This is a genomic window from Acinetobacter courvalinii (assembly GCF_014635545.1).
Taxonomy (GTDB): Bacteria; Pseudomonadota; Gammaproteobacteria; order Pseudomonadales; family Moraxellaceae; genus Acinetobacter; species Acinetobacter courvalinii.
In genome coordinates this window covers 985,901-1,002,444 of sequence record NZ_BMDA01000001.1, presented here as the reverse complement: position 1 = coordinate 1,002,444, position 16,544 = coordinate 985,901, and the positions used below count along the sequence as shown (strand labels likewise).

At 42.3% G+C, this 16,544-nt stretch carries 22 protein-coding genes; 4 read left to right on the top strand and 18 right to left on the bottom strand.

The annotated features are described in order from the left end of the window. The first annotated feature begins 11 nt into the window (after nucleotides 1-11). Nucleotides 12-1,238 (top strand): multidrug effflux MFS transporter, encoded by a 1,227-nt coding sequence (locus IEV39_RS04465; protein ID WP_005286214.1) that lies wholly within the window; start codon nucleotides 12-14, stop codon nucleotides 1,236-1,238. 26 nt (nucleotides 1,239-1,264) lie between these two features. On the opposite strand, the gene IEV39_RS04460 is transcribed toward IEV39_RS04465, so the two are convergent. Further along, a complete protein-coding gene (locus tag IEV39_RS04460; RefSeq protein WP_005286216.1) occupies nucleotides 1,265-1,840 on the bottom strand; it encodes a TetR/AcrR family transcriptional regulator in 576 nt (191 codons plus the stop codon). Between the two features lie 208 nt (nucleotides 1,841-2,048). Between IEV39_RS04460 and IEV39_RS04455 the strand changes: the two genes are divergently transcribed. After that, the gene (locus IEV39_RS04455) at nucleotides 2,049-2,966 is read left to right on the top strand and encodes a LysO family transporter (RefSeq protein ID WP_005286218.1); all 918 of its coding nucleotides are present in this window, start codon (nucleotides 2,049-2,051) and stop codon (nucleotides 2,964-2,966) included. Nucleotides 2,967-2,978: 12 nt separating this feature from the next. On the opposite strand, the gene pyrF is transcribed toward IEV39_RS04455, so the two are convergent. Continuing rightward, nucleotides 2,979-3,659, bottom strand: a complete 681-nt coding sequence (pyrF, locus tag IEV39_RS04450; protein WP_005286221.1) for an orotidine-5'-phosphate decarboxylase — start codon at nucleotides 3,657-3,659, stop codon at nucleotides 2,979-2,981. A gap of 113 nt (nucleotides 3,660-3,772) precedes the next feature. Continuing rightward, a complete protein-coding gene (locus tag IEV39_RS04445; protein WP_005286223.1) occupies nucleotides 3,773-4,321 on the bottom strand; it encodes a helix-turn-helix domain-containing protein in 549 nt (182 codons plus the stop codon). An 89-nt stretch (nucleotides 4,322-4,410) separates the two neighbouring features. Here IEV39_RS04445 and IEV39_RS04440 point away from each other — a divergent pair, with 89 nt between their 5' ends. Both IEV39_RS04440 and IEV39_RS04435 read left to right on the top strand, forming a co-directional pair. Then, nucleotides 4,411-5,067 carry an AzlC family ABC transporter permease gene (locus IEV39_RS04440; RefSeq protein ID WP_005286227.1) on the top strand — a complete coding sequence of 219 codons (657 nt, stop codon included), beginning with the start codon at nucleotides 4,411-4,413 and terminating at the stop codon, nucleotides 5,065-5,067. Further along, nucleotides 5,064-5,390, top strand: coding sequence for an AzlD domain-containing protein (locus tag IEV39_RS04435; RefSeq protein ID WP_005286229.1), 327 nt, complete (start codon nucleotides 5,064-5,066; stop codon nucleotides 5,388-5,390). The genes IEV39_RS04440 and IEV39_RS04435 overlap by 4 nt, the downstream gene beginning before the upstream one ends. Nucleotides 5,391-5,473: 83 nt before the next feature. Here the strand turns inward: IEV39_RS04435 and IEV39_RS04430 are convergent, their stop codons facing one another. The 15 genes from IEV39_RS04430 to IEV39_RS04360 all read right to left on the bottom strand — a co-directional run bounded on the left by IEV39_RS04430 (nucleotide 5,474) and on the right by IEV39_RS04360 (nucleotide 16,538). After that, the gene (locus tag IEV39_RS04430; RefSeq protein ID WP_005230795.1) at nucleotides 5,474-5,839 is read right to left on the bottom strand and encodes a lipopolysaccharide assembly protein LapA domain-containing protein; all 366 of its coding nucleotides are present in this window, start codon (nucleotides 5,837-5,839) and stop codon (nucleotides 5,474-5,476) included. Between the two features lie 14 nt (nucleotides 5,840-5,853). Continuing rightward, on the bottom strand, nucleotides 5,854-6,156 hold the full coding sequence (locus tag IEV39_RS04425; protein WP_004653854.1) for an integration host factor subunit beta: 303 nt from the start codon (nucleotides 6,154-6,156) through the stop codon (nucleotides 5,854-5,856). 156 nt (nucleotides 6,157-6,312) lie between these two features. Further along, entirely contained in the window at nucleotides 6,313-7,995 is a 1,683-nt protein-coding gene (gene rpsA / locus IEV39_RS04420; RefSeq protein ID WP_004639293.1) for a 30S ribosomal protein S1, read from the bottom strand. 115 nt (nucleotides 7,996-8,110) lie between these two features. Next, a complete protein-coding gene (gene cmk / locus IEV39_RS04415) occupies nucleotides 8,111-8,791 on the bottom strand; it encodes a (d)CMP kinase (RefSeq protein ID WP_005230798.1) in 681 nt (226 codons plus the stop codon). Nucleotides 8,792-8,800: 9 nt separating this feature from the next. Then, on the bottom strand, nucleotides 8,801-9,241 hold the full coding sequence (locus IEV39_RS04410; RefSeq protein WP_005286233.1) for an SRPBCC family protein: 441 nt from the start codon (nucleotides 9,239-9,241) through the stop codon (nucleotides 8,801-8,803). A gap of 66 nt (nucleotides 9,242-9,307) precedes the next feature. Continuing rightward, nucleotides 9,308-9,817: a tRNA adenosine(34) deaminase TadA gene (gene tadA / locus IEV39_RS04405; protein WP_005230801.1), complete on the bottom strand. Its 510-nt coding sequence runs from the start codon at nucleotides 9,815-9,817 to the stop codon at nucleotides 9,308-9,310. Nucleotides 9,818-9,823: 6 nt separating this feature from the next. Then, a complete protein-coding gene (locus IEV39_RS04400) occupies nucleotides 9,824-10,948 on the bottom strand; it encodes an enoyl-CoA hydratase/isomerase family protein (RefSeq protein ID WP_171067740.1) in 1,125 nt (374 codons plus the stop codon). After that, a complete protein-coding gene (gene ung / locus IEV39_RS04395; protein ID WP_005230812.1) occupies nucleotides 10,945-11,658 on the bottom strand; it encodes a uracil-DNA glycosylase in 714 nt (237 codons plus the stop codon). Before ung ends, IEV39_RS04400 begins: the two co-directional genes overlap by 4 nt. A 43-nt stretch (nucleotides 11,659-11,701) precedes the next feature. Next, nucleotides 11,702-12,298, bottom strand: coding sequence for a 6-pyruvoyl trahydropterin synthase family protein (locus IEV39_RS04390; protein WP_005286237.1), 597 nt, complete (start codon nucleotides 12,296-12,298; stop codon nucleotides 11,702-11,704). A gap of 107 nt (nucleotides 12,299-12,405) precedes the next feature. Continuing rightward, nucleotides 12,406-13,365: a type II secretion system minor pseudopilin GspK gene (gspK, locus tag IEV39_RS04385; protein WP_005286239.1), complete on the bottom strand. Its 960-nt coding sequence runs from the start codon at nucleotides 13,363-13,365 to the stop codon at nucleotides 12,406-12,408. Nucleotides 13,366-13,369: 4 nt separating this feature from the next. Further along, a complete protein-coding gene (gene gspJ, locus IEV39_RS04380) occupies nucleotides 13,370-13,987 on the bottom strand; it encodes a type II secretion system minor pseudopilin GspJ (protein WP_005286243.1) in 618 nt (205 codons plus the stop codon). After that, entirely contained in the window at nucleotides 13,984-14,388 is a 405-nt protein-coding gene (gspI, locus tag IEV39_RS04375) for a type II secretion system minor pseudopilin GspI (protein WP_032883255.1), read from the bottom strand. Before gspI ends, gspJ begins: the two co-directional genes overlap by 4 nt. A gap of 166 nt (nucleotides 14,389-14,554) precedes the next feature. Beyond that, a complete protein-coding gene (locus IEV39_RS04370; RefSeq protein ID WP_005286249.1) occupies nucleotides 14,555-15,103 on the bottom strand; it encodes a pilus assembly FimT family protein in 549 nt (182 codons plus the stop codon). Between the two features lie 11 nt (nucleotides 15,104-15,114). Further along, on the bottom strand, nucleotides 15,115-15,723 hold the full coding sequence (locus IEV39_RS04365) for a TetR/AcrR family transcriptional regulator (RefSeq protein ID WP_005230824.1): 609 nt from the start codon (nucleotides 15,721-15,723) through the stop codon (nucleotides 15,115-15,117). A 41-nt stretch (nucleotides 15,724-15,764) separates the two neighbouring features. Beyond that, nucleotides 15,765-16,538 (bottom strand): TatD family hydrolase, encoded by a 774-nt coding sequence (locus IEV39_RS04360; protein ID WP_005286252.1) that lies wholly within the window; start codon nucleotides 16,536-16,538, stop codon nucleotides 15,765-15,767. Between the last annotated feature and the right edge of the window lie 6 nt (nucleotides 16,539-16,544).

The window sequence follows — 16,544 nt, the reverse complement described above, 5'->3', positions numbered from 1 at the left end:
GTCTAAAAGATATGCAATCTGCTCCGCCAATCTCTAAAATCAGTTGGTCTTTGTTACTACTGATGTCCTTATTTACCGCCTTAGATGCACTGGCAATTGATATTTATTTACCTGCATTTCCACTACTTGCCGAAAGCTTTGCAACCACACCCGGGCATATCCAGCTCACCCTGTCGGTGTTTCTAATTGGTCTTGCCATAGGTCAAGGGATTTATGGGCCTTTGCTGGACCATTTTGGTCGACGCAAACCGTTATTAATCGGTATTGCAATCTTTATTTTGGGTTCATTACTGGCTGCAATTGCACCGTCGATTGAATGGTTACTGGCTGCGCGATTCTTACAGGCCATAGGCGCATCGGCTGGATTAGTGGTACCCAGAGCAATTATTTCCGATATATGTGATGCGCAAAGCAGTGCCAAAAACTTTTCGATCCTGATGCAAGTGATGATGATCATTCCCATCATTGCACCTTTATTCGGTAGCTTTATTCTTCGATTCGGATCATGGACGCTTATTTTCTATATATTGGCCGTACTCGGTACACTCTTATGGTTGTGGGGCAATTACGCCATACCCGAAACCTTAAAACTTGAGTATCGCCAGCCACTCCAGCTCACCACCATCAGAACCAGCTATCAAACATTGAGCTTAAATAAAAGCTTTATGGCCTACACTCTTGCGGGTGGTTTTATCTTAGGTGCTTTCTTTGTTTACCTGAGCCAGTCTCCTTTTATTTTTATTCAGCATTATCATATTCATAATGAAACCTTTAGCACCTTATTCGCGGCCAATGCGATTGGGCTAATCATTTTTGGACAGGTTTCAATCTTGCTCTTAAAACGCTGGTCGGCGCAACGCTTGCTGGTCCTCGGTATGTGTATATTTAGTGGGGCCAGCTTGGCGCTCTTATTGGGAGTGTCTTTTTATGATTTAAACTTATGGCAATACATTGTACTTTTGGGACTGAGTATCTGGTCGACCGGGTTTATCTTTGGTAACGTCACCGCACTGACTATGCAACAAAGCCCGCAGCATTTGACTGGCGCAGCATCATCCTTGATGGGCTTACTCCAATATGCGCTTGCGTCACTGATTGGTTTTATGGTGAGTTTGATCGAGGTTAATATCAGCCTGCTTCCCGCGAGTTTATTCATCTGTGGCAGCATCGCACTAGGGTTGTCTATCTTTGCCGCCTCAGGGCAACGGGCTAGCTTTCCTGTCGCAGAAGCTGAATAACGATATTCAACAGTATCAGTACCCTTTTAAATTGAGGTACTGATCAATACATTCAATGCCTTTAAGATGGCATCCAGACGAAGTCGAAACTTTTCTCGACCGCCATAGATCAATTCACTTTGCAAGGCATCCACAAAACTCATGCATACCCGAGCAAGGGTCTGAGCGTCGAGTTGATGCTGATTTTTAATGACTTCAGAATTCTGAATTGCTTGCGAAAATAGCTGTTCCAGATCAGCCATGAATACATGCATCGGCTCAATCACCTGATCATACAAATGCACAGGTGGACTGATCAAGGCATTCATCCAGAACTGAACCGCATAAGAGGCGTTAAAGCGCTGTTCAATACTGATAAAATAATCATGCAATTGCTGCTGGAGCTGTTCTCCACCTTGCAAAACCGTTTGGGCATAGCCCAGCTCTTCATCAATCATGATCGGAATCAGGCTAAGATAAAGTTCATCCTTATTCTTGAAATGAGCATAAATCGAAGGTTTCTTGATACCAACATCGGTTGCAATTTCATTTAATGACGTGGCTGCAAAGCCCTGTTTTGCAAAACGTTGTAATGCATATTTTTGAATCTTGGCTGCTGTCACAAATCATCTACCTCTTGTACTGATAAAAGTATATTTCACCTGATGCGATATGCATAGCTGAATCAGCGCATTCAATCTGCATATCCCAATAGCATAAGAATTCCAGAAGCTTTACAAGCCTAAACTTTCTTGATCAAATGATATATAAACCTACCCAAGTATAAGATTTCCCTGCATAATAAATCAGCACTGTAAACGCTCTGATTGTATGACCTCTTTCGTTCTGATTTTCCAGATTTTTGTTTGTATTGGCTTAGGCTATTTTGTAGCACCACATTTATCTCCGTCGCTAAAAAAATTCGTCTTTAAAATTCTTCCCTATTTTTCTTATATTTTACTGGTCAGTGTTGCCTTTGAACTGACTCAGGCACTGAATCATATTCAGAATCCAGCAACCATCTTGCCACCTGCGCTACTCATTGCATTTACCACGTCAATTGGTTCTTTTTTCATTTGTTTAATGACCTATAAGCTGATTGATCGGCAAAGTGTGCAAGGAAAAATCTCACTGCACCTGTTTCTCAATGCGCTAAAGAATATTGGCAAAGCCTTTCTGGCCTTGGCGGCCGGGATTGGCTTGGGGATGCTCATTCAAAGCTTAGACCTGCAGATCGCCTTTAATAGCTGGTATTTATTACTGATCTTTATTTTCTTGATTGGCGTTGAGCTGGCCTTTACTCAATTCGATCGTAGCTGGTTAAGCTGGAGAATTTTACTGGTGCCTGTGGCTGCATTCATCGGATCTTGTCTGGCAGCAATTCTGAATTATTTTATTCTATCGAAGCATTACAGCCTAAATGAAGTCATGGCCCTAGCACAAGGTTATGGCTGGTATTCAATGTCTGGGATTTTATTTACCGAACTGCACTCGGCCAAACTGGGAGGTATTGCCCTGTTAACCGATCTATTTAGGGAAATTTTTGCAATTTTATTGATGTATTGTCTAGGTTGGCGCTTTCCACGCTCGGCGATTTCCAGTGCGGGTGCGACTTCAATGGATGTGACGCTTGCGATGGTGAAACAGTCATGTGGCACACATTATGTCCCACATGCCATGATGAGTGGATTGATTCTATCGCTGCTCGCACCACTCTTGATCAGTTTATTTCTTAGTATGAGGTTTTAACCTTCGACTTCATTAAATCGAAGCCAAAATTGATTTCAACATCTCAGTCGGTTTTTCCGCTTTAGTGATTGGACGACCTATCACTAAATGCGTTGAACCATCAAGGATTGCCTGTTTTGGGGTTACAATACGTTTTTGGTCATCCGCATTTGAACCCTCTGGACGAATACCCGGAGTCACCAATGCAAACTGCTGACCTAACAGATCACGAAGGATTTTCGCTTCTTGGGCTGAACACACCACACCATCCAGTCCACTTTCCTGCGTAAGTTTGGCTAAACGCTTCACCTGTTCAACTGGCTCGATATCCAGACCGATATCGAGTAAATCTTCACGTCCCATTGAGGTTAAAACAGTCACTGCAATCAGTTGAGTCTGATAGTTACCTGCTTTCAATCGCTCAACACAGGTTTCCATCATCTTGCGGCCACCTGAAGCATGCACATTGACCATCCATACCCCTAAGTCGGCAGCAGCACATACCGCTTGAGCTGTGGTATTGGGAATATCATGGAATTTTAAATCAAGAAAAACGTCAAAACCTTTGTCTTGCAAGTTCTTCACAATTGATGGGCCTTCATGAGTAAAAAGCTCTTTGCCAACTTTTACACGGCAAAGTGACGGATCAAGCTGATCAACAATTGTTAAGGCGTCATATTGGCTTTTTGCGTCTAGGGCAACAATAATACTCACGAATCTAGTTCCATCACATAAAAATCAGTTAATTATAAAGTGATTCACCCCATGAACAAAGTAACAATCTACGCATAATGCAAAAAAGACTTTATAGCACAGGGAAATCATCGCTATCTTTGTTCAGAGATCAGGATGGCTCTGGTATCCGCTTGTAAAGCTTCAAAGATATGCGGTTGATCGGCAGGATAACAAATGTAGTCTCCTTCATTAAGCAAGATCGGCTCGGAAATTAAGCCGACTCTGGCCTGACCTTTCATAATCACAATATGCTCAATGCTGCCGATAGAATGCGGCTGACTACAACGCGGTTCACCAGGTTGGGTGGTGAGCATATACACATCTCGTCGGGCACCCGTTGGGCAATTGGCCAATAGAATAGCCTGATAATGGGCAATTTCAGATGAAACGGATGGCCCTTCACCAAAACGTATGACTTGAGTTTGTGCAATATTACTTTCCATTAACTTGGCAAATGGAATATCCAAAGCCACACACAAGGCCCATAAGGTTTCCAGACTTGGATTGCCTTGTGCGGCCTCCAATTGCGATAAGGTTGATTTGGCTATACCTGCACGACGTGCGACCTCAGCCAACGACAATCCTGCTTTTTGTCTCTCTCTTTGCAATCCTTTTGCAACAATTTCAATTGGCAACGCCATAACCCACCATAAAAAACGAATGTTCGTTTTGACGAACGATATAAGATTAATCTATTATAACGTACGGTCGTTTGATATAGAAAACAAAGATGCAAGATAAACAGCGGTATCACTTAATCAAAGCCATTATTCTCATCTCGGTCGCAACAGGAATTGTCGGAATTTCTCTCGGCTCGGTTGCGGCCAGTTTTAACCTGCCCATGTGGATTCCTTTAGCGCTTTCCTTAACGGTACTGGCAGGTGCAGCGGAATTTACTTTTATTGGCATGATTGCGACAGGAGCCAATCCGGTATTTGCAGCATTCACAGGCATACTTATCAATTTGCGTCATTTACCTTTTGGATTATCTGTCGCAACCTTCATTGAGAAGAATGTCTATCACTTTATTGCCTGTCATATCATGAATGATGAAAGTGTCATGTTCGGGCTAAGTCAGCAGGAAGCACATTTAAAGAAATGGGCTTACTGGATGTGTGGTGTAGGTATCAGCATACTTTGGCCGCTCGGCGTGTTTACTGGTTATCTGTTGAGTAAAAATATTCCGGATATTTATGTCTTTGGTATTGATGCAGCATTCCCGGCCATTCTTTTTGCCTTGATTTTGCCCATGCTCAAGAATAAGACCACACGCAATCGGGTATTTCTGGGTACCTCCCTTTCCCTAGCTTCTATTCCCTTACTTCCAACAGGCCTTCCTGTTTTAGTGTCTATGCTTGGTTTAATGTTAGGTCGGAAAACGAAATGAAATACAGTGAGAGTTATATATTTATCGGCGTTGTCGTTCTTGCTTTAGGGACCTATCTGATCCGTTATTCAGGCTTTTATCTGGCAAATCGCATCGAGATTAAAGAACATCATAAGCAGTTACTGGCAGATTCTGCCTGTGTTTTGCTGTTCACCTTAGCGGTATTCAATACCCTTTTTACGGAAGCCCATTTTAGCGGGATCAGCAAAATAATAGGTGTTTCGGTTGCGATCATTTTTGCATGGAAAAAATATTCGCTTATTGTGGTAATTTTAGTGGCGATGCTGCTTACGGCTACGTTGAGATATTTGGGTCTGCCATAAAACAAAAAAAGCTCTTTAAATGATAAAGAGCTTTTAAATGCCTTATACAATCATCAAGATCTTATAAGGCTGCAATATAAAGATTATAACGGATTACGTGGATGGCTTTCCGGGTTAATATCCAGAATGGTTTTCTCATGTCTTACATTTGCAGCAGCTTCTGCGGCAGCTTGCTGTGCAAGTTGAATTTGCTCTTTACGTAGATGATCGATATCTTTACGTAATCGCTTAATTTCCCAACTGGTTTGGAAAACGCGGAAAACCTGGACGCCAAGAAGGAGCCCAACAACAATACCTAAGACCAAAGTCAATAAAAGTAATAACCCCAAACGCATTGCTGGAACTTGAGTAAATAACAAGTCTACTTGTAGCTCAGCTGGGTTTTGAAGCACCAAAGCAAGTGAATAACCAAAAATGGCAACGAGTAATGCAATTAGAACATAACGCATAAAGACCTCAATACTTATTCAGCAGATTCGTTTACTGCGTCACGAAGTGCCTTACCAGGTTTAAAGTGTGGAACTGCTTTTGCTGCAACATCAACCGACTTACCTGTTTTAGGGTTACGCCCTAAACGCGGCTCACGATGATGCAAAGCAAAACTACCAAAACCACGAATCTCAATACGATCACCGCTTGAAAGTGCTTCGATCATTTGATCAATCATAATCTTAACTGCGTCTTCAACTAAAGGTTCAGCCAAGTGTGGGTTTTTAAGCGCAATCCGTTCAATTAAATCAGATTTATTAAGTGCTTCAGTAGTCATTGATGACCTCTTTAATTATTGCTACTTCCAATGTTTTTAATAATAACCTGTTTAAATACAAAACGGTAGCGCAGTACATGATTACTACGCTACCGTTTACAGTATTTTTGTATAAAAAAGTACGTCTCTGTTACAAGAAACGTACTTTTTAACAAATTACTTCATTTGAGCTTTAATTAAGTCACCAATAGTCTTAGGACCATTGCTTTCTGCAGCTTGAGTCGCAGCAGCTTGGCGAGCATTGTTCACAGCTTCTTTCTCTTCAGCTTCGTCTTTCGCTTTGATAGACAAGTTGATAGAGCGAGATTTGCGATCAACGTTGATGATCTTCGCTTCAACTTCTTGACCAACTTCTAGGAATTTAGTCGCATCTTCAACGCGGTCACGGTTGATTTCAGAAGCTTTAAGTGTTGCTTCGATGTCATCAGCTAATTTAACTGTAGCACCTTTAGCATCAACAGCAGTTACAGTACCTTTAACTAAAGCACCGCGCTCATTCGCAGCCAAGAAGTCATTGAATGGATCGCTGTTTAATTGCTTGATACCAAGGCTGATACGGTTACCTTCAGCGTCTACAGACAAGATAACTGCTTCAACTGTGTCGCCTTTCTTGTAACGACGAATCGCTTCTTCGCCTTGTTCGTTCCAAGAAATATCAGACAAGTGAACTAAACCGTCGATACCACCGTTTAAGCCGATGAAGATACCGAAGTCAGTGATTGACTTGATTGTACCAGAAACTTTTTCGCCTTTTTCATGTGCTTTAGCAAACTCTTCCCATGGGTTAGCACGAGTTTGTTTGATACCCAATGAAATACGACGACGTTCTTCGTCAACTTCAAGAACCATAACATCAACTTCGTCACCGATCTGAACAACTTTAGATGGGTGGATGTTTTTGTTCGTGTGGTCCATTTCTGAAACGTGTACTAAGCCTTCAACGCCTTCAGCGATTTCAGCGAAGCAACCGTAGTCAGTTAAGTTAGTTACACGTGCTTTAACGATAGAACCTTTAGGGTAACGGCTCATGATCGCTAACCATGGATCTTCGCCTAATTGCTTAAGGCCTAAAGATACGCGGTTACGCTCGCGGTCAAACTTAAGTACTTTAACTGTAACTTCTTGACCAACTTCAACAACTTCTGAAGGGTGCTTGATACGCTTCCAAGCCATATCTGTGATATGTAGAAGACCGTCAATACCACCAAGATCAACGAACGCGCCGTAATCAGTAAGGTTCTTGATCGTACCTGTAACTGTTTGACCTTCTTCAAGTTGAGCAAGTAATGCTTCACGGTCAGCTGAAGATTCAGCTTCCATAACTGCACGACGAGATACAACAACGTTGTTACGTTTAGCATCAAGTTTGATTACTTTGAACTCTAACTCTTTACCTTCAAGGTGAGTTGTGTCACGGATAGGACGAGTGTCAACTAAAGAACCCGGTAAGAACGCACGTACAGGACCGATGTCAACAGTGAAACCGCCTTTAACCTTACCAGAGATAACACCAGTAACGATTTCGCCGTCTTCAAAGATTTTCTCAAGTTTAGTCCAAGTTTCAGCACGTTTCGCTTTTTCACGTGATAAAACTGTTTGACCCATACCGTTGTCAAGCGCTTCAACAACTACGTCAACAGTATCGCCAACTTGAACTTCAAGTTCACGTTGTTCATTTAAAAATTCAGCACGGTCAACAACGCCTTCAGATTTAAGGCCAGTGTCAACAGTAACCCAGTCAGAATCGATACTAACAACAGTACCTTGGATGACTGCACCCTTTTCAACGTTGAGGTTTAATTCACTTTCTTCAAAGAGGGCTGCAAAAGATTCGGTCATGATATACCTGATAAAGTCCGCGGTCTTGGATCAGACAAGGCCGGTTTAGTTAAGTTGTTACATTGTCCAAAAAATCTGATCAAGCAATGCTTCAACTGAAAATAAAATGGTCTATCTATTGAATACGGCTATCGATATAGTCCACCATTAACTGAAACACTTCATCGATACCTATTGTAGAACTATCAATGACATACGCGCCTTCAGCTGGCTTGAGCGGAGCAACAGTTCGCTCCATATCTCTTTTATCTCTAGCCTGTATGTTAGATAAAATGTCGCTTATTTTAGCATCAAGACCCATACCCTGCAACTGTTTTACACGACGCGCTGCACGAGATTCAGCCGATGCGGTTAAATAAATCTTGGCTTGGGCTTCTGGAAAAATCGAAGTTGCCATATCACGACCATCAGCCACCAGACCAGGTGGCTGAATAAATGCGCGTTGACGTTCGAATAAAGCTTTTCTCAACTCCGGAACAGCCGCAACTCTAGAAGCGTACTCACCGACCTGTTCGGTACGGATAGTATTGGTGACATCAACCCCTTCCAGAAAAATCAGTGTCGCTGCTGGTGTCGATTTAAATTCAATATCGAGCTGGGTCGCATATTTAACACACTGCTCCAGCTGGGTATCCAGTTGATCGAGTAAGCCATGCTGAAACAAAGACAGCCCAAGTAAACGATATAACGCACCAGAGTCTAATAAACTAAAACCATAATGTGCGGCAATTTTTGCAGCCAATGTGCCTTTACCAGAACCACTTGGACCATCAATCGTAATAATATGAACTGTCATTCCCATCTCTTATGAAGCAACTGATTTGGCTAATTTTGAAAAACCTAGTGTAATCGCTGCTTTGAGTTGTGCAAGAATTAATTTACTTACAAAAGGTGCTTTTGCTGTAAATTCAATCTTATAAGTGACCAAAGTTACAAAAGGTGTGATTTCTTTAAAGTCAATTTGCCCTAAATGGTGTTTTACCAAAGGGTTATTGATCAACTTATATTCAATTCGTTTATTCTCTTCCAATAAGGTGATTTCTTCTTGTAGCGGTTTAATCGGTCCAAATCCCATGCGGCGAACTGAACCGATTCCGTCAGGACGTTCTGGATCAGCCGAATCCTTCACACGAACCACCTGTAACGGTGCAAATGCCTTGTTATAGGTAGCGTGTTTTGACAACAAGTCAAAAACCTCAGAGATCGGTGCATTGAATTCTTTTTTTATCGTGATTGCATTACGCATAACTTCGCCTTTTGATTTTACCCAAAAATATTGGAGGCTTAGTGTGCCACAACTCATGAGACATTTTTAATCATTTAAGGACGTTTTTGACGAACGGATTTTTTTCTTTTCACTTCTTCTCTGTTTGAAAAATTCACTCAGCTGCAAGGAACACTGCGCTTGCAGACATCCTTGTTCAAAAACAAATTTATGATTGTAATAACCACTTTCAAGCAATTGACGGGCACTGACCAGAGAACCAGCTTTGGGCTCTGTAGTAGCAAAAACCACCCGCTTTACCCGTGCATGCACTAGAGCGCCAACACACATGGTGCACGGTTCAAGCGTGACATAAAGCGTGGTATCTTCAGGTAGGCGGTAGTTATTCAATGACGCGCAAGCGGCACGCAACGCCTGTATTTCTGCATGTGCAGTGGGATCTGACAGTTTGATCGGCGCATTGTAGCCCGCACCAATGACCTGCTCATTACTAACCAGAACGGCACCGACAGGAATTTCTCCCTGTGATACCGCTAATGCAGCCTGCTCATAGGCAAGCTGCATCCAGTATTCATCATTATGATTTTCTACAGTCATGGCAACTTAAGCAATTACGCCATAGTGCTTTAATAACGCATTCCAGCTCTCAATATTGGTTACAGGCGCACAGTCAGCCAAGATGCCTTTAAGCGTTAACTGTTCAGTTGCTTTCCATTCAGGTGACAAATCTTTATCGACCAGACGGGCGCGCACACCTTCAACAAAATCAGGATGGCGGATTTTCCATTCAGAAATTTGCGCTTCCAGGGCAAATACTTCATCCCAGGCATGACCCTGTTTACCCCATTGCCATAACAACCAGGTAATCGCCGCCGTACTTGGTGAACCCTTTTGCAGGTTCTCACTGGCCTGACGTAACCAGTCACTACTTGCATCACTGAGGCCAATAATCGATTGATAGTCATATTCAAAGCTCTGACCACGACAAACGCTATGAATCACATCAATGGAATTTTGCAACGGCCCTGCAGCAACAGGACGATGTAAGCTATTCAAGGTATCGTCAATGGCACGGAATGCACCCGCTGGATAATGGTTCCAGTCGACATTTAACACTTTTTGCAGCACATTATCACGTTGTGCTTCGCAGATATGCGTCGCCCAACCGACACTGAACGCACCTGCTGCAGTCATGATAGAACCGGTTAGACCTGTAAACAAACCGATTTGACCACGGTCAGCCAGAAAACGGCTTGCACCGACATCTGGATATAAACCAATATTGATTTCAGGCATTGCCAGACGCGAATAAGGCGTTACCAGACGGAAAGGTGCTGCCATAAACAGGCCAAGACCACCACCCATGACATAGCCTTCGCCCCAAACCACAATTGGCTTTGCATAATTATGTAACAATAAATCCAGTGCATATTCTTGCTGGAAAAACTGGTTTGCTGTTTCTACTTCCTTATTGATGACAAGCTGACGTAATTTACGCACATCCCCGCCTGCACAGAAAGCCTTTGGTGTGGTCGAATCGAACCAGATTGCCTTGACAGTTTCATCTTCATGAAAATGTTCAAATACTTTCAGTAGCGCACTTACAATCGGTTCATCTAAAGCATGTAATGATTTAGGGCGATTAAGACGAATGATTCGCCAGCCATTTTGTGCATGTTCAATAACCAAATCAGGATGATAGCTATTTAAATCGGGAGAAGTCATTATGCGTCCAATTGCCAGTCTATAGGCTCAATGCCATGTTGTTTCAAATATTGATTGGTTTTAGAAAATACTTTGCAGCCAAAGAAACCACCACGGTTTGCAGCAAGTGGTGATGGGTGAGCTGCACTAAGCACAAGATGCTTGTTACGATCGATACGTTGCCCTTTACGCTGTGCATAAGCACCCCATAAAATAAACACGATATGTTCACGCTGCTCATTCAATACATCAATGACCGCATCGGTAAAGTCTTCCCATCCCTGTTTTTGATGTGAAGTGGGCTGTCCTGCTGCCACTGTCAGTACACTGTTAAGCAATAACACGCCCTGTGCTGCCCATTTACTCAAGTCACCATGACGAGAAACCGGAACACCTAGATCGGTATTTAATTCGTGAAAAATATTACGCAAAGACGGAGGCAATGCAACCCCTCTTTGTACAGAAAAACTTAAACCGTTGGCCTGATTCGGACCATGATAAGGGTCCTGTCCCAAAATCACGACCTTTACTGCATTTAACGGTGTGGTATTTAATGCATTAAAAATCTGTTTGCTTGGGGGATAAATGACTCTTTCTGCGAGTTTTTCTTGTTGTAAAAACTCACGTAAATTATCCATTTTAGGACTCAGAAGAAACTCTGACAATGAGATTTTCCAAGACTCGTCCAACTGAACTTTATTAAGTTTGTCCTGTTGCTGTTCAGTAAATTGCATCAACATTCCTTGAAATAGATTCTTTTATTTAAGTGAAAATTACTTAAATATTAACTTGTAATTCTACATTCGGATTCTGGAATTTTGTTCCTTTTTTCAGGTTTTCATACATCTGAACATCACTCCATTCAGCCTGTACCTGCTCTGAAAAGACAATCTGTTCCAGACTCAACTCACCCATTTGTATATTTTCAATATCTTCCTGAAAACTCTGTGCATAGCCCGTATCAGTTTCATGAACAATGACGGAGTAAACCTCAACATCACCTTCACCATTCTGGGTTACGGTTGAATTTAACACTTGCTGGGCGAGAAAGAAAAAGATACGCGAAAACTGTTCTGCCGAAGGCGAAACCGGCAAGGAAATCCAGCGTGCACTAAATGTTTTACATGCATCAATATAAGCAGGATCATCTTTCTGCCAGAAACAAATGGCATGGTCGAAGCTATCATATAGCTCTTTAATCACGCCTTTAAGCAGGCCAAAATCATAAACCATTTGTCCATGATCCAGCTTTGACGCTTTTAATAATAATTCAACTTTATAACTGTGCCCATGAATCGAACGCTTACAACGGTCCGATGTACAGTTACGTACAATATGAGCATTCTCAAACTTAAACAATTTACGAATTAACATGCACCAAGCTAATCTTTATCTGCAAACGGATTTTATTATAAAGCAAAAAAACATGGATTGGGATTGATTTTAAACCTTGTCACCATTTGACAAATCAATCTACACATTTACTGGAAAGGTGAAAGACTTCTTGAATAAACAGTCACTTGCTTATCCTTACGCACCAAAGCACTGGTAAATTGACGCTTCCGTTCGCTTAAAACCACTTCAATCTGTGCGGTAAAATAATTGGATTTACTGTCCAGCAAAGCTGTTGCATCGGCTTTGTTTGCTTCATCTATTCCAGAAAAAACACTTAATTGCCATAAATCATCCACATTATTGAAATAGGTCAGGTTGGCCTGTTTGGTCTTTAATGCTTGTTCAAGTGCTTTGACATCAATCTTTGGATCAATACTGGCCAATAACAGGGCTGGTGCTGTATTCATATTAACCTTGGTGTACTCTGGTAATGCCGTGACATAAGCTTTAATCAAATCATAATTTTTGCCTTCAAAGCCTCTGACCAGCTTCAATTCTTCCACACTATGAAACTTGGTATTTGGTGTCAGATAAGCGGGATCCAAACCTTGATAATAATTACTTTCCGCACCCATCGCACCTGTAGTTTCATCATCAACATCCTGCCAGTCAATCACGGCCTGACTGAGCTCTGCGGGCAGACCAACCCGTTGCAGCAGCTTTTCAAACCAGCGTCTCGAAGCTTCATCTACTTGGGTTCCATCCGCCTTGACCAGATTGTTCAGGTTAAATTTGCCCGATTCATCGACTAACCGCCCCGCAACATAGCCATCATCCACAGGAAATGGCGGCATTGGTTTGGCCCAGTTTTCCTGTAAATGATCAATGCTTTCACCATTATCACTGTCCTGAATCAGCAATTCCGAAAAAAATGCTTCTGCACTTTTGGCATATAGTAAGGACTGATTCTGACGCATCAAATAGCCGGTATTCTCGGCAGTATTGGTCTGTCGTTTGGCAATGGTTGCCGCCAGAATTGTGGCTAAGGCCACCATCACCAGAATGGTTAATAATGCGATGCCATGTTGAGATGAGTGATTTTTCATGGCATTACTGACCGCCCATATCTGAAGTATTATTTAACAGACTATAGATCCACTCATAATCGGTCCCCGCAACCGTTAACTGAATTTTGATACCACGGGGTAATTTCTTCAATTCAGCAATATTACTTGGATCACTGTTTTCAGGCCATTGCGTCAATTCTTGCGGGTTCAATACCGTCAGCTTAAATTGGTCGACATTTTCCAGCAAAGTACTTGAAACAGGTTGTACACGATTGGGAATATTCAGATTCGAATATTTCAGGCGATAGACTTTCTTTTGAGCAGCATCATAGCGATATTCAATACGCTCGTAAGGAGACAAACCCTGTTTCAATGGATCAGAAACACCTGCCTTGCTAAATGCAAAGTGCTGATCATTCAACACCAGCGCCGCTTGCAACTGTCGGCCATCATTAGCAGTTAAAGGAATCATCTGCAGACTGTCTCTTAGCACCTGCTGATAGGCGTCCTGCAAGGCAAATAAATGCATTTCATGCTCGGCATTGCGATCTTTGACTTTTAATAAATAGTCAAAAACTTTCCAGCCCAGCATCGAAAGTACTGCAAAGATTGCAATGGCAACCAATAATTCGACCAGGGTAAATGCGCGTGTGTATTTCATTGTGTTCTGGCCTTTGCAGGATAGTTAAAGAACACAAGATTGGTAATGCCCGCTTCGACCTTGCCTTGTTCATCATTAAATAAGCTGACTTGCAACTCGATGCGCTGGATCTTCGGGCTAATTGTCGATTGTGCTTTTTTATCTATTTGCCACGTTTCACCTTGAGATGTGATTTGCTTGGATTGCGTACCGTCCAGCCACTCCTGGTTCATTTCCATCATCGCCACTTCATTCATCGCCACAAATTGTGCTTTGGTTCTTAAAATGGCATTCGATGTTGACTGGGTGTATTGCATTGCGACCTTGGTTAACGCAATTGCTGCAACTGCGAAGATCGCCAGCGCCACCATCACTTCAAGTAAGGTAAATCCTGAGCGAGGATGAGTGAAACAACGTTTCACCCTGAGAAGCCCAGCTTCGCAAGAAGACGGAGAGCTATGCTCGATGTGAACACGATTAAATCGAGCAACGCTCGGCCCTGCTGCAAGACCGAAAGCTATGCTTGAGGTGCAAGCTTTCTGTGCTTTCACAAGACAAAAAGCATTTTCTGGAAGACCTGTTAAAGACTTAATTTTCATTGACCTTACCCAAATGATCCAGCTCTAACTCATGTCCAATCGGCTGTTGCTCATAATAAAACTGGATTCGAACAGGTTTGGCTTCACCGTTTCCGAACCAGATGAGTTGAGGCGCCTTACCCCCCAGCAAATCTTCATTTTTGGCTTTGTTATAACTTGCTGTATCTAAACTTTGAATCGTTAAAGAAACATTATTGGGCAATTGACGGGTCTTAAATTCTTTATAGAGTTGCCAGGTGCGATCAGCCTGCTGAATCTGTTCACGGCTCTGGTCATGATATTCAAACAAGTTATAACTAAAAGGTGCGACATCTGTTGCATTTTGAGTATTTAAGGCAAAGACTTTGGCCTGATCAGTCGCTTCTTTATTGATTTTCTTCAGATCAAGAATAAACATCTCTCGGGCTTGCATGGCCCTGCGCTGGTCAACGCCACCGATATTCAAAACCACGAGAGATGCCATGATCGTCATAATCACGATCACCACCATCACCTCAATCAGGGTAAAGGCTTTTTGCGAATGCTGTGGTGATCTCATGCGTTTTTCAACTATGCAAGAACAGGTTCGACCAGCTTCGGCAATGCCAAAGCCTGCTCAATATAAGCAACACGTAAAGTGTCTCGAGAACCTAAATAGCGTTGATAAAAACTCGAATTCAGAATCACCGCTGCGCCATAGGTCAGAGACCAGATTGAAGCAAGATAATCACGTGTCGTCATGGTACTGTTTATATCCAGTAAATAACTTTCCGTCATACGGATAATGATACGCAGACGCTGCCTACGCACTTTATATAATTCACTGAATAATAATTGAATACCTTGTCCTGTAGTAGAAAGCCGTTCTTCGATCTGATGAAAGAGCGCAGTACGCTCCGGATGATGTAAATGGTGCAACATAAAGAAAGCCAGATGTTCAGGAAATGCTTTTTCGGTATCCTGAATCATTTCCAGCAACATGCGCTCATTACGAATAATCAGCAACATATAGAGTTCATCTTTACTTTGAAAGTGCTTATATAACGTGCCCTTTGCAAGATCCAGCTCGGCAGCCAACGCATCCAGCGTCATGCCTGCCTCACCATTTTCTAATAGGAGTTGCTCCGCGATTTGAAAAATTAATACTTCTCGTGCTCTAAACTGAGCTTGACGATCCATTTTCACGTAATAACTCTCTTTCCTAGTACAACAAAAACCGTTTATTTCAAATTTAAGAGATTTTCAAAATTTTGTGTTGTAATCATGCCAATCTCTTCAACCGATTTATCATATACATCACTTAATGCTTTTGCTACAAAAGGAACATATTTCGGTTCATTGCTTTTACCGCGATAAGGCACTGGCGCTAAGTAAGGACTATCCGTTTCGATGAGCAAGCGATCAAGCGGTACCTGTTTAGCCACATCACGCAAGTCCTGCGCATTTTTAAAAGAAACAATTCCGGAGAAAGAAATATAATAACCACAATCCAGAACAGCTTTTGCTGTTTCCCAATCCTCGGTAAAACAATGCAAAATACCATGGGTAGACTGCTCTGCACGAATAATATCAATGGTATCGTGCTTGGCTGCACGGGTATGCACAACCACAGGCTTTTTCACGATTTTTGAAGCTTCAATGTGTCGCGCAAAGCAACGTTTCTGTTCTTCAACAAAATCCGTACTGTGATAATAGTCCAGACCGGTTTCACCCAAAGCCCACACTTTATCGGACTGTGCCAGATTGACCAGATAGTCTGTTGTTGCACGCGCCATGACCTGTTCATCCTCACAGGGATGAACACCCACCGAATAGCCAATGTCTTTATGGCGGGCAGCAATTTCTGCCAGCTTGACATGATCTTCAAGATCAACCGAAATTCCCATGAATTTCGACACACCGGCAAGACGGGCTTGTTCCAGTGCCTGATCCAAGTCGCCTTCATAAGGACTTAAATCCAGCATGGTTAAATGGCAATGCGTATCAACAAACACTCTTCT